Genomic DNA, 13,654 nt, shown 5'->3' on the forward strand with positions numbered 1-13,654 from the left:
TCCACTCGGCAGTAAGACCGGGCTGTACATAATAACCATCCAAAAAGGTTATATCCATCTACGAATTCGCTCTGCGAGGCACTGCTCAAACAAGGCCCGACGGCGGCATCTCCCTCCGGGGACGCGTTTAGGTGGTCGTCGCCCCGAGTCGAGGTATGCCGCTCTCGCTTGACGCCACCCAACTCGACCGCTACTCTAGACACATCATCATGGACGAGATCGGGCCCGCGGGGCAGTCGACGCTGCTCGACTCGCGGGTGCTGTGTGTCGGCGCGGGCGGACTCGGTTCCCCGATCATCCAGTATCTCGCCGCCGCGGGCGTCGGCACGCTCGGGATTGCCGACGACGACGTCGTGGAGCGGTCGAATCTCCAGCGCCAGATTATCCACGCCGACGCCGACGTTGGGGTCTCGAAGGCGGAATCCGCCCGCGGCTACGTCGAGCGACTCAACCCCGACGTGACCGTCGAACCCCACGAGGTGCGCGTCACCAGCGAGAACATCGAGTCGCTTATCGCTGACTACGACATCGTCGTCGACGGCTCCGACAACTTCGCGACGCGGTATCTCGTCAACGACGCCTGCACGCTCGCCGGCGTCCCCTTCACCCACGGCGCGATTCTCCGATTCGAGGGACAGGTGACCACTTTCGAGGGCGGAGACGGTCCCTGCTATCGGTGTCTGTTCCCCGAAGCCCCCGAACCCGGAACGGTCCCGAACTGTGCCGAGGTGGGTGTCCTCGGCGTGCTCCCGGGCGTCGTCGGCTCGATTCAGGCGACCGAGACGCTGAAGCTCGCACTCGAGTACGGTGAGACGCTCGACGGTCGCTTACTCTTTTATGACGCCAGCGACACCAGCTTCGACGAGGTGCCCATCCAGCGCCGGCCGGACTGTCCGGTCTGTGGCGGCCGTATCGACTCCGTCCGCGAGGTAGAGTACACCGACAGCTGTGCGATTCACTCCTCCGAGACGACTTCGTAGACACCGTGGAGGTCGGTCTCAGTCACGGTCACGTCGATATCGACACCCTCCTCGCGCGGCTCCTCGCTGATGAGCGTGATGGCCTCGATGGCCTCCCGTCGGAAGAACATCTTCACGCGCTCGAACCACGAGGGCGAGCCGCCCTTGCGACAGACGAGCAGATACCTTCCTCCCGCGCGCTCGGTCAGCTCCGGTTGTAGCTCGTACTCGTTGAACTCGTCGGGCGCGACGACGTGGATGACCTCCGCACGGATCGGGGCTGGCTCGCTCACACCCGCTGTATGGTCCCGAGCTAATTAGTCGAGTCGGACCGACTCGAACCGCTCTCCAGTCCAGCGGTACGCCCCGAGCGACGCGGCCGCCGGCGAGACGATGAGATACACGTAGCCGTCCCACGTCGCCAGTCGCTCGTCGGTCGCGCTCGGGACCGGTGGGTCACGCGGGTGTGAGTGATAGAAGCCGACGACCGTCTCCCCCCGCGTTTCCACTGCATCGAGAATCTCGGCCTGTTCCACGGGGTCGAGTTCGTATCGTCGCCGGGGATCGTCGGCGACGTTCTCCGCCTGCTCGACGCGCGTCACCGTCGCGGCGTCCGGCCCGGCCAACACGCCGGCCACCTCCTCGGGTCGTCCCTCGCGAGCGTGTGCAAAGAGTGCCCCACGAGCTTCGTCGGTGAGTCGCATCCGATGTTCAGAGCCGCTCGGCGGCGTCGCCGGCGGGTCGGTCGAACTCGTCGGGGTAGAGACACCAGGCCAGCGCCTCCAGCGACTCCACCAGCCGAGGACCGGGCCGATTCATCAGGCTGTGGCCGTCGACGGCGTAGACGCGGTCGTCTTGTACCGCGGCCAGGTCGCTCCAGCCGTCGCGCTCAGTCAAGTCGTCCAGGTTCTCGTGGGTCTGGTCCAACTCGAAGCCACACGGCGCGACGACGACGACCTCGGGGTCGTACTCGCGGACGGTGTCCCACTCCAGCGGGCGGGAGGCGGCCTCCGGCTCCTGTAACCCGAACTCGCTGCCGAGTCGCTCCACCATCCCCGGTATCCAGTGGCCGGCGACCATCACGGGGTCGGTCCAGTCGAAGACGGCGACGCGTTTCGGCTCGCGGTCGGGGACGCGGGACTCGATGGCCGCCACGCGCGACCGGAGTCGGTCGACGAGTTCGTGGGCGCGCTCCTCGCGACCGAGCGCCTCGCCCACCTGCTCGATGTCGCGATACAGGTCCGCGAGCGAGTGCGGGTCCGTCGTCAGCAGCTCACAGTCGAGCTCGTACTCCTCGATTGCCTCGCGCACGAGCACCTCGTCGACGGCGCACACGTCACAGATGCCCTGCGAGACGACGATATCCGGCGCGGCCTCCGCGAGCACGTCGCCGCGAATCTCGTAGACGCCGCCGGACTCGTCGGCCTCCTGCACCTGCGAGTCGATTTCGCCGGCCTCGGCCGTCGGGTCGACCCGCGCCCGGTTGGCGTTCGGCTTTCCGGCCGCTGCCGGCGGGTGGTCACACTCGTGTGAGGTGGCGACCGGCTCCGCTCCCAGCGCGTAGACGATCTCCGTCGCTGAGGGAAGCAGGGTCGCAACGTGTCGGTCGCTGCTGCTCATACCTCCCGTAGGTGGGCCGGCGTGTTCGATGTTCCGCTTACTGAACCGCGACTGCACTCCCCGTGATGACCGGCTCGTCGTCCTGGTTCGTCACCGTCACGGACGCCTCGATTCGCGTTTCGTCGTTCCCGTCCTCGATAGCGTCGATTTCGACGGTCGTGGTGAGGGTGTCGCCGGGCCACACCTGCGCGATGAACCGCGTGTCGAACTCGGCGAGCGCGTGGAGCCCGAACACCTCACGCACCAGCCCGGAGGCGACGCCCGCGGTGAACATTCCCTGTCCGAAGACGGAGTCGTAGCCGGCGTCGGTGACGAACGGCTCGTCGTAGTGGATGCGGTTGAAGTCGCCGCTCGCGCCGGCGTACTTCACGAAATCTGCCCGGTCGACGGGACCGGTGGTCTCGGTGAACGTGTCGCCGACGGCGTAGGCGGTGCTCATTCGTCTCCCTCCGAGATGGCCTGTCCCGTCTCTATCGAGGTGCCGGTCGCGGTGAGCACCAGCTCGCCCGCCTCGTCGGTGAAGGCGGTTTCGAGCACGGCGAAGGTCATCGTCCCGCCTCCTTCGCCTTCGCGCTGGTACACGTCCGTCAGGGTGGTGTCGCCGGTAAGCGTGTCACCGACGTACAGCGGACGTTCGTACTCGTAGGCCTGCTCGCCGTGGATGACGCGTGCGGGGTCGAAGCCGAGGTTGAACGCTTCGCCGTCGGGTACGTAGCGAGGGAACTCCGCGGTCCGGGTGAACGTCGGCGGCGCGGGAATCGCCTCGTAGCCGGCCTGCTTGGCGGCGGCTTCGTCCAGATAGATGTCGGCCGGGTCGTGAATGGCGCGGGCGAACTCCGCGACCTTTCCGCGTTCGATCCCGAGGTCGGTCGCAGTCCGGTGGGTGTCTCCGACCTGCGCTTTCAGCTCCGCGAGCGGTCTCGATGGCATACCCGATAGCTTCCGGCCGAGGACAAAAAACTACGCCCGTTAGCTCGGCTGCACGCCGAGTCCGAGCTTCGGCGTGTCGACTGTCATCGGCTTCACCGACAGAACGCCCCGGCCGCCGTGGCCGCACCCCTGAAGTAGTCGCCACGCCTACGCTCGCACAATGAGCGACGCCGAGACCGGGCCCCTGCGTCCGGACCGTCCCGACGCCGAGAAGCCGTTTCGGGTCGACGCCCCGTTCGACCCCGCCGGCGACCAGCCCGACGCAATCCGAAAGCTCGCCGACGGCTACGAGTCGGGCGCGACCGAGCAGACGCTGCTCGGTGTCACCGGCTCCGGGAAGACGAACACCGTCGCGTGGACCATCGAGGAACTCCAACAGCCGACGCTCGTCATCGCCCACAACAAGACCCTCGCCGCCCAACTGTACGAGGAGTTCCGCTCGCTGTTTCCGGACAACGCCGTCGAGTACTTCGTCTCCTACTACGACTACTACCAGCCCGAGGCGTACGTCGAGTCGACGAACACCTACATCGACAAGGAGCTCTCCATCAACGACGAAATCGACCGCCTGCGCCACTCGGCCACCCGGTCGCTGCTCACCCGCGATGACGTCATCGTCGTCGCCTCCGTCTCCGCCATCTACGGACTCGGTGACCCGGGCAACTACACCGAGCTGTCGCTGGAACTCGACCGCGGCCAGCGAATCGACCGCGACGAACTGCTCGCAGAGCTCGTCGACCTGAATTACGAGCGCAACGACGTGGACTTCCAACAGGGCACTTTCCGGGTGCGGGGTGACACGGTCGAAATCTTCCCGATGTACGGCCGCTACGCCGTCCGCGTGGAGTTTTGGGGCGACGAAATCGACCGGCTCACCAAGGTAGACACCGTCGCCGGCGAAGTCAAGAGCGAGGAGCCGGCCGTGATGATTCACCCCGCGGAACACTACTCCATCCCCGAGCAGACGCTGGAGGAGGCGACGAGCGAGATAGAGGAGCTGATGGAACAGCGCGTCAACTACTTCGAGCGACAGGGCGACTTGGTCGCGGCCCAGCGCATCGAGGAGCGCACCACCTTCGACCTCGAGATGCTCCGGGAGTCGGGCTACTGTTCGGGCATCGAGAACTACTCGCTGCACATGTCCGACCGCGAGAGCGGGGACCCGCCGTACACGCTTCTCGACTACTTCCCGGACGACTTCCTCACCGTCGTCGACGAGTCCCACCAGACGCTCCCCCAGATTAAGGGCCAGTTCGCGGGCGACAAGTCCCGGAAGGACTCGCTGGTCGAGAACGGCTTCCGGCTCCCGACCGCGTACGACAATCGACCGCTCACCTTCGAGGAGTTCACCGAGAAGACCGACCGCCGGCTCTACGTCTCCGCGACGCCCGGCGACTACGAGCGCGAGCACTCGAGCCAAATCGTCGAACAGATTGTCCGCCCGACCCACCTCGTCGACCCGCGAATCGAGGTGACCGAGGCGCAGGGACAGGTCGAGGACCTACTCGGCCGCATCGACGAGCGCATCGAGCGCGGCGAGCGTGCCCTCGTCACGACGCTCACCAAGCGCATGGCCGAGGACCTCACCGAGTATCTCGAAGAGGCCGGCGTCGACGTGGCGTACATGCACGACGAGACAGACACCCTCGAACGCCACGAGATCATCCGGGACCTCCGGCTCGGCAACATCGACGTGCTCGTCGGTATCAACCTCCTGCGCGAGGGACTCGACATCCCCGAGGTGAGCCTCGTCGCCATCCTCGACGCCGACCAGGAGGGGTTCTTGCGCTCGACGACGACGCTCGTCCAGACGATGGGTCGGGCGGCCAGAAACGAGAACGGGAAGGTCGTCCTGTACGCTGACTCGATGACCGACGCGATGCTCGATGCCATCGAGGAGACGGAGCGTCGCCGCCGGATTCAGGAGCGGTACAACGAGGAACACGGCTACACGCCGACGACGATCGACAAGGAGGTGGGTGAAACCTCACTCCCCGGCTCGAAGACCGATACCGGCGGCGCGGCGAATCTGGAGGCCGACACCACAGACGAGGCCGAACAGCTGGTCGAGTCGCTCGAAGCCCGGATGGACGACGCGGCGGCGAATCTGGAGTTCGAGCTCGCGGCCGACATCCGCGACCGAATCCGGCGACTCGAAGCCGAGTTCGACCTCGACGTGACCGACGACGGCGTCCCGACGCCCGACGACCTGTAGAACAAGCTAGCTTGTCTTACCACAAACAGCACAACTTTTTTGCCCTGCTCGCGGTAGGAGTCGGTACGGCCACCCCGACCCGACCGCCGCTTGGTACACGGTGGATGGGCTTCGTGTGGGTCGGCCGGGGCCGTCACTCAACATCGTGAGCCGTCGGCTCGCCGAGCCGTCGATTTCATACCGGTCGCTCCCCTCCTCCCGAGTGTGCCCGCCGATATCCGTCTCGCCGTCGCGACGAACGCCGAGACGCTCGCCCGTATCCGCCAGCCGCTCGCCAACCGCGACATCCACGCCGAACACGTCCCCGTCTCCGAGCGCACGCTCCCGCTCGACGGCTCGCTCGGCGAGTTCGACGCCGGCTTCGTCTTCCCCTCGCGGCTGATGGAGGGAGGTGTCGCCGACGCCATGCTCGACGTGCCGTGGGTGAACAGCCGCGAGGATATCCTCCGGTCGCGCAACAAGGCCGGCGCGCTCGCTCGCCTCTCGGCCGCCGACGTTCCCACTCCGAAGTCGGTGCTCGTCTCGAATCCCGTGAACGACGACGACCTCGAAGCCGTCTGGGCGCAGTTCGACGCGCCGGTCGTCGTGAAACCGAACTCCACGACTCGCGGGACGGGTATCGCGAAGGTGTCCGATTTCGACTCCCTGCTCGGCGTGACGGATTATCTCGACCTGGTGCACGACTACCGGGCGACGGGCGACCGCTCGTATCTGATTCAGGAGTATCTCCCCGACGCGCGCGACTACCGAGTCATGACCATCGACGGCGAGTACGTCGGCGCGGTCGAGCGCCGGCTGCCCGAGGATGCACTCGCCGAGGGTCAGTGGAAACACAACGTCCACCGCGGGGCGGAAGCGACGGGCGTGGACCTCGACCCCGAACTCCGCGAGCTGGCGGAACGCGCGGCTCGGGCGCTTGATATCGATTGGCTCGGCGTCGACGTTCTCGTCACCGAGGAGGGTGCGGTGGTCAACGAGACGAACGCGCGACCCACGGTGGATACGGCGACGAAGTACGAGTCCGACTTCTACGACCGGCTGGCGGCGCTGATTCGGCGGCTACTCCAGGCCGATGTCGGCGGAGGTGTCGAGCCGCTCTAAGCTCACGTCGAGCACGCCGTTGTTGAACGAAGCGCTCGCGGTGTGTTCGTCCACGCGCGCCGGAAGCTCGAGGCGTTCCTCGTACTCGCGGCGGGGGGTGGTGGCGGCGACGGTGAGCGTCTGGCCGTCACACCGGATGTTGATGTCGTCTTTCTCGATGCCGGGCAGGTCGCCGACGACCCGGACGGCGTCTCCCTCCTCGTGAACGGAGAAGTGGGCGTCAGCGCCGAAGCCGGCGTCGTTCGGCTGCGCGGAGATATCGACGTTTTCGCCCGTCATCTCCTCCATCATGCGCTCGATTTCGCTGAAGATGTCGTCGAATGGGTCGTCGCGGTCGTCTCGTCGCATACACACTGGTAGGTGAGTTCGGTGGAAAAGCCTTCTGTCCGTGTCAACGAGTGACAATCAGAAGCCGAGACCAATCGCGTCGTTCGTCCGCTGGATGGACGTTTCGGCGTCCGTCTCGCCGAGGACGGCACGCACCGCGTCGACGTTCTCCGGCACTACGTCCGACTCCTGGTGAATCGCCTGGAACAGATACAGGTCGTCGTCCTCGATGGAGATGGACTTCTCCCAGACCGCGTTCTCCCAGATATCCCCGCGGGGGCGGTCGCGGTCCATCGCGAACTCCTTGAGCTTGCCCGCGCCGTCGATGTCGTGTTCGGGCGGAATCAAGAACAGTCGGGATTCGTCGGCCAGCAGCTCACGCACCTCGTCGGCGGTCGGCACGTCCTCCAGTTGGACGTTCACCGAGTGGGTGTGCATCAGCGTCGCGGGCACCTTCATCCCGAGCGTGTCGATGCTCAACTCAGGGAAGATGGTGTTCACGTCCGGGCCATGGTGGGAGGGGAGCGTCACCGGGTCCGGCAGGGTGTCGTTGATGGGACCGCGACCGGTCTGGGCGGGGTCGCCCCCGCGGCGGACGAGCGTGACCCGTGCCTTCTCGACGTCGTACTCCTCTTGGAGGGGCGCGAGCAGTCGCGACAGCCCGGTCGTGTTACAGGAGACGACGCGGACGTGGTCGGCCCCCTCCACCTCGGCGAAGTTCGACCGGGCGTTGAAACTCGCGTCTACGAGGCCGGCGTCCTCACCGCCCTGATACAGCGCGGGCGTATCGTGCTCCTCGTACAGCGGTTTGTTCTCGGCCCCGATGCCCGACGGACAGGCGTCGACCACGATGTCCGAGCCGGCGACGAGGTCCCCGACCGGGCCGGCCACTTCGATGCCCGCCTCGGCGAACAGCTCCCGACGCTCGGGAATCGCGGCGTAGAGGTCGTAGCCGTTCGCGACGGCGGTCTCGGCCTCGTGGTTCGGGCGGGTCTTCGCGACGCCGACCAGTTCCATGTCCGGCTGGGCCGCGACCGCGTCCGCGACCCGCTTGCCAATCGTCCCGTAGCCGTTGACTCCGACCTGAATCATACGCGCTAATCACACCGGCGTCCCCTAACCGTTTCGAGGCCGCTCCGAAAGTGTTGAAGCCCGTGCGTGTCAATCGAAACCATGACCGACCGCTCCGCGCCCGCCAGAACCACAGTCGAGCAGTGTCTCGCCCTCCGGTCGGACGAGACGTGTCTCGTCGTCACTGACGACACGCGCGAACCAATCGGCCGTGCGCTGTACGAGGCCGCACGCGAGATTACGGACGACGCGAGTCTCGTCCGGTTCCCGCCACGCGACCAGCACGCCGAGGAGCCGCCCGAGCCGGTCGCCGCCGCGATGCGCGAGACCGACACCTTCCTCGCCCCGACGACGAAATCCCTCTCGCACACGCGTGCCCGCTCGGCCGCCTGCGAGGCCGGCGCGCGCGGCGCGACGCTTCCCGGCATCACCGACGAGGTGTTCACCGTCGGACTGGACGCCGACTACGAGGAGATCGCCGCCGAGTGTGCGGCGATGCTCGAACTCGTGGCCGACGCCGACGAGATTCGCGTCACCGCCGACAACGGCACCGACATCACCTTCCAGCCGGGCGAGCGCGAGTGGCACGAGGACACCGGTATCATCCACGAGCCGGGCAACTTCTCGAATCTCCCAGCCGGTGAGGTGTTCATCGCTCCCGAATCCGCCTCGGGAACCTACGTCGTCGACGGCACCATCAGCCCGCACGGCCTGCTCGATGAGGGGCACACCGTCGAGGTGACCGTCGAAGACGGCTACGTGACCGAGTTCTCCGACGACGAGGTGGCCGCGGAGTTCGAGCGCGCCAGCGAGGACGTGGGCCGTGACGCCTACAACCTCGCAGAACTGGGAATCGGGACGAACGTCGCCGTCACCGACCTCATCGGCTCCGTCCTCTTAGACGAGAAGGCGGCGGGGACAGTCCACATCGCCGTCGGCGACAACGCCTCCATCGGCGGCGACACCGACGCGCCGATTCACTCCGACGGCGTCATCCGAGACCCGACGGTCTACGTCGACGGTGAGGAGATTTCGCTCCCACAGCCGGAGTGAGCTACCGCCACTGGTCGAGCCAGACGATCTCGTTACGTAGTGCGTCACGACTGTACTGCTCGCGGACGCGGTTGAGCGCGGTCACTGCAGCCGACGGGCTGTCGCGAACCCAGTTCGCGTCGGTGTAGACGACGACGCCAGCGTGGTCGACCGATTCACCGGTCGGGCCACCGAAATCCTTCATGTCGTGCGTGATGAGAACTGCGTCCTCGGCTGTCGCGCGCCGAAGCAGCGTCGCGTCGTCGGTGGCTTCACCGAGCAGGTCGTTTGCGCGAAACACGGTGTAGCCGTTCGACCGAAGCGTCGAGACGAACACCCGAGGAACGTGCTCGTCGGTGACGAGATTCACTCGATGAGCTCGCCCGGCGGTGACAGACTCTTCGATTCAAGCGCCTCTTCGTCTGCTTCACGCCCTGCCCGAACTGTCTCCATCTCATCGGGGTGCTCGTAGTAGTAGGCCAACGCGGTGTACACGGCTGCCAGCGACAAGTCCAGCTGGTCGGCGACATCTGCCGGGTCGTGACCGCCGTCAACGACGAGTTCGTACACGTCGAGCACGGCGACGCGCGTTCCCTCAATCCGGGGTACCTCCCCGCGAACGTCAGCCGTTCGGATGATGTCGACCATACCGGCTTTCGGGCTCATTCGTACATAAACCTCGGTACGAGCCGCACAGCGACACACGACACCGCCAGCCAGAGTAGCCACGACGCGCCCCACGACGCGCTTTTAGGTTCGGACACGAACTACCGATAATGAGTCATGCACGCGTCGCGCTCGCCTGTCCGTCGTGTTCGCCGGACGAGCCGACCGCACACGAGGTACTGAAGGAGGCCGACCCCGCCACCGTCCGGTGTGGCGAGTGTGGCCACGTCCACAAAGAGTCGCTTCCAGAAGACGAGACCATCGAACGCCGGGTCGTCGTCTCGCAGTCGGGCGACTCCTTCTCCGCGCGCCACGGCGGCGACCCCGACGAGCAGTTCGAGGTGGGCCAGGAGTTCCTGCTTGACGCGCCCGAGGCACTGATGCAGGTGCGTGTCACCTCCATCGAGACCGACGAGGGGAGAGCCGAGGCGGCCGCCTTCGAGGACGTGGAGACGCTGTGGACCCGCGCGGTCGGCAACGTCACCGTGAACGTCACCGTCAACCCGAAGGACGGCAAGCGCGAGGAGACGCGCTCGGTCGCGCTTCAGGTGCCGGGCGACGAGCAGTTCATGATCGACGAGACGGTCGAGTACGGCGACGAGAAGTTCACCGTCACCAGCTTCGTCGTCCGCGACGGCATCGACCGATACGACCGCGAACAGTACCACTACACCGGCGACGCCGCGCTCGCGAAGGACCTCAAGCGAGTGTACGCCCGCGACGAGAAGACCACGGCGTGGTCCGCCTGGTAGGCCGACAATGGACGAGTTCGCGACGGCACGCGCCCGGCTTCGGGAACGGCTCGCCGCGCGCACCGACGCGAGCGACCGCGTGCTCGACGCCATCGAGCGCGTCCCGCGCCACGAGTTCGTCCCCGACCCGCGGGTGAACGAGGCCTACGCCGACCGCCCGCTCCCCATCGGCGACGACCAGACCATCTCCGCACCGCACATGGTGGCGGTGATGTGTGACCGCCTCGCCCCCGAGTCTGGCGACGCTGTCCTCGAAATCGGAACCGGCTGTGGCTATCACGCCGCGGTGATGACCGAACTGGGTGCGACCGTCTCCTCGGTCGAGTACCACGGCTCGCTCGCCGACGCGGCCAGCACGCGCCTCGACAGTCTCGGCTACGACGTACACGTCCGGCAGGGCGACGGCCGCGAGGGGTGGCCCGAACACGCACCCTACGATAGCGCGTATCTCACCTGCGCTGCGCCCGAGATTCCCGACGGGGTGCTCGACCAGACCCGACCCGGCGGGACGGTCGTGGCTCCGGTCGGCCGCGGGAGCCAGCGACTCCTCGCCGTGACGGTCGACGAGGGTGGTGGGATTCGCGACCGGACCGACCACGGGGGCGTCCGGTTCGTCCCCCTGCTCTAACGGGGTCGCGGGAGCGCGCGCTTCGACAGCGGCGGTACAAGCCAGTTCCCGCGGTTCGCGACGAAGATGTACTCCAAGATGCCGTTGTTGACGCGCTGGCGGATGACCGGCGTCGCCTCGGTGAGGTCGGTCCCGTTCATCGCCGCCCGCACGGCGTCGAAACTACTCATCTCGCGCTGGAGCGACGGGAAATGGAGCGAGGCGACGTTCTCGTCGGTCGACTCGAAGTGGCGACGCAGGAGCTTGACGCTCCCGTCGTCGTCGCGGTTGGCGCGGGCGGCCTTCTGTGCGTGGCCGACGCGTCCCGACTCCGTTGCCTGCTCGCGAATCGTGTCGAGCGTCTCGTCCACGCGGGAGTCGTCGCCCAGATTCTCGCCGATGCCCTCGACCCACTCCTCGTCGGCGTGTTCGGGCGAGAACATCTCCGCGACCCGCTCCTCGAAGTTCTGTTCGCCGTACCAGTCGTCCAGCCGTTGGCGGATGCGGGCGACGTGTTTCGTCGTCCCGTCGGCGAACGGTCCCGACTGGATGGTGACGCGGTCTTCGGTGGCCTGATTCTGCGCGAATCCGGTCTTGAATCCCATGAACAGCGGGCTGGCGTCCGGCACCGGCCCGTCGTCGGGAACTCCCTCCAGTTCGGACTGGCGGTCGGCTGGCATCCCGTTGCCGACGAAGCCGGTGCGTCGGTCCTCGTCGCTCGCGAGACTCGCAACGCCGGACAGGGAGGCGTCGAACTCGACGCCGTTTGCGCTCTCGCGGTTGCCCCGCAGCGCCTCCTCGGCCGCGATGACGGCGTCCGCGTGGTCGCTCGCGAGGTGGACGAGCACGTCCTGTTCGTCGAAGGTCGGCTGCTCGAACGGGGACAGCGAGTGTGGCGGCGGGCAGTCGATGCCCGCCGGCAGCGACTCGTCGTACCGGTCGAAGTACGCCGGCGAGTAGGCGGCCGACCAGACGACCCCCTCGTGGCTCCACTCGAAGGCGCGGTTCAGGGAGGCGAAGGCACGTTCGACCTGCCGTCTATCGGCATCGGTCGGCCGACCGTCGCGCTCCAGGGTCAGGTACAACAGTATCTGGTGGCGCGGCAGCTGCTCGTTGCCGTGCTCGTCGTGGCGCACTACCCCGTCCCACGCGAACTGCCGGTTCGGCAGCGTAGACAGGTCGTCGGTCCCGGTTGGCCGGTTGACGGTATCCTCGCCGAGCGCGTCGAGACAGGCCGAGAGACTCGCCGCGCCGCCGGCCGCGACGGCCGCCTTCAGCACCTGTCGGCGGCTCCGGCCGTCGGTCACAGCGACACCTCCATCGGGTCGAACCCGAGGAAGGCCGTCTCGTACCCCTCGTGGCGGGCGGTCTGTGGCGGAACGGTCGGCGTCACCGTCACTGAGTCGCCCGGTGAGTCGACGACGGTGCCGTAGTGGTATCCCAACTCCGAGTCGAGCGTCCGGGTGAGTTCACCGTCGAAGCTCCCCGTCGCCGCCTCGACGGTCATCGCGGGAAGCGTCATCTGGTTGTACGGTGTGCGCGGGGAGACATAGAGGTAGGTGCCAGCGGCGTCGATGCCCGCCGGCGGCGAGTCGAGCGTGCCGACGACGAACTCGGCGTCGCCGCTGGTCGCGGAGCCGCGGACGTCGGGCAGAGCGTCGCGGTCGGGTGCGGTCCCGGTCGGCATCATCTCCATGTTCGCTGGGTCGACCGCGGCGCGCTCGCCGGCGCGGTCCGGCGTTAGCTCTCGCGAGAGCCCGTCGCGGGCCGACTGGGAGTAGTCGAACTCGATGGTCGCGCTCGCTGGTTCCTCGAATCGGCCCTCGAACGCCCCCGTTCGGCGGGTGGACATTCCGCCCACCGAGACAGTCACTTCGTAGCTGCCGTCGCCCGCGAGACCGGCGTTCGCGCCGTAGTGGGTCCCCATCCGCTGTGATAGCATCGGATAGACGACCTCCTCGAAGACGATGTCGCCGTCGCGCCGGATGGTGAGCGACAGCCCCGTGTCGGGGAGCACCTGCATCGTCTCGCCGTCCCAGACGCTCGCCATGATGTGAACGTCGTCACCGGACCCGATACTGGTGCGCGTCGTGTCGCTTCCCGTCACGTTCCAGAACCGGTGCGGGTACGAGTACATCAGCCCGAACCGGTAGTCGCCGCCCTCTCCCATCCCGACCATGTCCATCCCTTCGACGTGTGTCGGATAGTAGACCGCGGCGGGACGGTCCCCGATGACCGGCGGATTGCCGGCCGGCTGGGTCGAGATGAGACTCGAACAGCCGGCAAGCGCCGCGGCTCCGAGCGTGCCACCGGCCTGCAGGAAGGTGCGTCGATTCATTACGCGAGGTAGACGCTCCCGTCAAAAACCGGTTCT

Annotated in this window: 17 protein-coding genes; 6 read left to right on the plus strand and 11 right to left on the minus strand. The window is 66.9% G+C overall.

Features of this window, described 5'->3' with window-relative positions; translation table 11 throughout:
• Nucleotides 1–155: 155 nt before the first annotated feature.
• Nucleotides 156–980, plus strand: a complete 825-nt coding sequence (ubaA, locus tag DMP03_RS09020; protein ID WP_152120353.1) for an SAMP-activating enzyme E1 — start codon at nucleotides 156–158, stop codon at nucleotides 978–980.
• Here ubaA and DMP03_RS09025 read toward each other — a convergent pair.
• Genes DMP03_RS09025 through DMP03_RS14500 form a run of 5 tightly spaced genes read right to left on the minus strand, consistent with a single transcriptional unit; the run spans nucleotide 956 to nucleotide 3,509 of the window.
• Nucleotides 956–1,252, minus strand: coding sequence for a DUF7526 family protein (locus DMP03_RS09025; RefSeq protein ID WP_235908623.1), 297 nt, complete (start codon nucleotides 1,250–1,252; stop codon nucleotides 956–958). The two genes, ubaA and DMP03_RS09025, sit on opposite strands and share 25 nt — an antisense overlap.
• A 24-nt stretch (nucleotides 1,253–1,276) precedes the next feature.
• The gene (locus DMP03_RS09030) at nucleotides 1,277–1,663 is read right to left on the minus strand and encodes a desampylase (protein WP_152120354.1); all 387 of its coding nucleotides are present in this window, start codon (nucleotides 1,661–1,663) and stop codon (nucleotides 1,277–1,279) included.
• A 7-nt stretch (nucleotides 1,664–1,670) separates the two neighbouring features.
• Nucleotides 1,671–2,579, minus strand: coding sequence for an ABC transporter substrate-binding protein (locus tag DMP03_RS09035; RefSeq protein ID WP_152120355.1), 909 nt, complete (start codon nucleotides 2,577–2,579; stop codon nucleotides 1,671–1,673).
• 37 nt (nucleotides 2,580–2,616) lie between these two features.
• Nucleotides 2,617–3,018, minus strand: a complete 402-nt coding sequence (locus DMP03_RS14495; RefSeq protein WP_197739312.1) for a MaoC family dehydratase — start codon at nucleotides 3,016–3,018, stop codon at nucleotides 2,617–2,619.
• On the minus strand, nucleotides 3,015–3,509 hold the full coding sequence (locus DMP03_RS14500) for an FAS1-like dehydratase domain-containing protein (protein WP_197739313.1): 495 nt from the start codon (nucleotides 3,507–3,509) through the stop codon (nucleotides 3,015–3,017). The genes DMP03_RS14495 and DMP03_RS14500 overlap by 4 nt, the downstream gene beginning before the upstream one ends.
• Nucleotides 3,510–3,669: 160 nt before the next feature.
• Here DMP03_RS14500 and uvrB point away from each other — a divergent pair, with 160 nt between their 5' ends.
• Together uvrB and DMP03_RS09050 are read left to right on the plus strand one after the other, a co-directional pair.
• Nucleotides 3,670–5,724 carry an excinuclease ABC subunit UvrB gene (gene uvrB, locus DMP03_RS09045; protein WP_152120356.1) on the plus strand — a complete coding sequence of 685 codons (2,055 nt, stop codon included), beginning with the start codon at nucleotides 3,670–3,672 and terminating at the stop codon, nucleotides 5,722–5,724.
• Between the two features lie 204 nt (nucleotides 5,725–5,928).
• Nucleotides 5,929–6,825 (plus strand): ATP-grasp domain-containing protein, encoded by an 897-nt coding sequence (locus DMP03_RS09050; RefSeq protein WP_225870794.1) that lies wholly within the window; start codon nucleotides 5,929–5,931, stop codon nucleotides 6,823–6,825.
• Here the strand turns inward: DMP03_RS09050 and DMP03_RS09055 are convergent.
• Together DMP03_RS09055 and DMP03_RS09060 are read right to left on the minus strand one after the other, a co-directional pair.
• Nucleotides 6,784–7,173 (minus strand): Hsp20/alpha crystallin family protein, encoded by a 390-nt coding sequence (locus tag DMP03_RS09055; RefSeq protein ID WP_152120357.1) that lies wholly within the window; start codon nucleotides 7,171–7,173, stop codon nucleotides 6,784–6,786. The genes DMP03_RS09050 and DMP03_RS09055 overlap by 42 nt on opposite strands.
• 57 nt (nucleotides 7,174–7,230) lie before the next feature.
• On the minus strand, nucleotides 7,231–8,244 hold the full coding sequence (locus tag DMP03_RS09060; protein WP_152120358.1) for a type II glyceraldehyde-3-phosphate dehydrogenase: 1,014 nt from the start codon (nucleotides 8,242–8,244) through the stop codon (nucleotides 7,231–7,233).
• An 81-nt stretch (nucleotides 8,245–8,325) separates the two neighbouring features.
• Between DMP03_RS09060 and DMP03_RS09065 the strand changes: the two genes are divergently transcribed.
• Nucleotides 8,326–9,276 carry an aminopeptidase gene (locus DMP03_RS09065; RefSeq protein ID WP_152120359.1) on the plus strand — a complete coding sequence of 317 codons (951 nt, stop codon included), beginning with the start codon at nucleotides 8,326–8,328 and terminating at the stop codon, nucleotides 9,274–9,276.
• A gap of 1 nt (nucleotide 9,277) precedes the next feature.
• Here the strand turns inward: DMP03_RS09065 and DMP03_RS09070 are convergent, their stop codons facing one another.
• Both DMP03_RS09070 and DMP03_RS09075 read right to left on the minus strand, forming a co-directional pair.
• Entirely contained in the window at nucleotides 9,278–9,625 is a 348-nt protein-coding gene (locus DMP03_RS09070) for a DUF5615 family PIN-like protein (protein WP_152120360.1), read from the minus strand.
• Nucleotides 9,622–9,903, minus strand: a complete 282-nt coding sequence (locus DMP03_RS09075; RefSeq protein WP_152120361.1) for a DUF433 domain-containing protein — start codon at nucleotides 9,901–9,903, stop codon at nucleotides 9,622–9,624. The genes DMP03_RS09070 and DMP03_RS09075 overlap by 4 nt, the downstream gene beginning before the upstream one ends.
• A 128-nt stretch (nucleotides 9,904–10,031) precedes the next feature.
• Between DMP03_RS09075 and DMP03_RS09080 the strand changes: the two genes are divergently transcribed.
• Together DMP03_RS09080 and DMP03_RS09085 are read left to right on the plus strand one after the other, a co-directional pair.
• Nucleotides 10,032–10,673: an HVO_0476 family zinc finger protein gene (locus DMP03_RS09080; RefSeq protein ID WP_152120362.1), complete on the plus strand. Its 642-nt coding sequence runs from the start codon at nucleotides 10,032–10,034 to the stop codon at nucleotides 10,671–10,673.
• Nucleotides 10,674–10,680: 7 nt separating this feature from the next.
• Complete coding sequence (locus DMP03_RS09085) at nucleotides 10,681–11,301, plus strand: protein-L-isoaspartate(D-aspartate) O-methyltransferase (RefSeq protein WP_152120363.1); 621 nt, start codon at nucleotides 10,681–10,683, stop codon at nucleotides 11,299–11,301.
• Here the strand turns inward: DMP03_RS09085 and DMP03_RS09090 are convergent.
• Nucleotides 11,298–12,587, minus strand: a complete 1,290-nt coding sequence (locus DMP03_RS09090; RefSeq protein WP_152120364.1) for a DUF7405 family protein — start codon at nucleotides 12,585–12,587, stop codon at nucleotides 11,298–11,300. The two genes, DMP03_RS09085 and DMP03_RS09090, sit on opposite strands and share 4 nt — an antisense overlap.
• Complete coding sequence (locus tag DMP03_RS09095; protein WP_152120365.1) at nucleotides 12,584–13,618, minus strand: twin-arginine translocation signal domain-containing protein; 1,035 nt, start codon at nucleotides 13,616–13,618, stop codon at nucleotides 12,584–12,586. Before DMP03_RS09095 ends, DMP03_RS09090 begins: the two co-directional genes overlap by 4 nt.
• Between the last annotated feature and the right edge of the window lie 36 nt (nucleotides 13,619–13,654).

It is taken from the genome of Halosegnis rubeus (genome assembly GCF_009184545.1).
GTDB lineage: Archaea > Halobacteriota > Halobacteria > Halobacteriales > Haloarculaceae > Halosegnis > Halosegnis rubeus.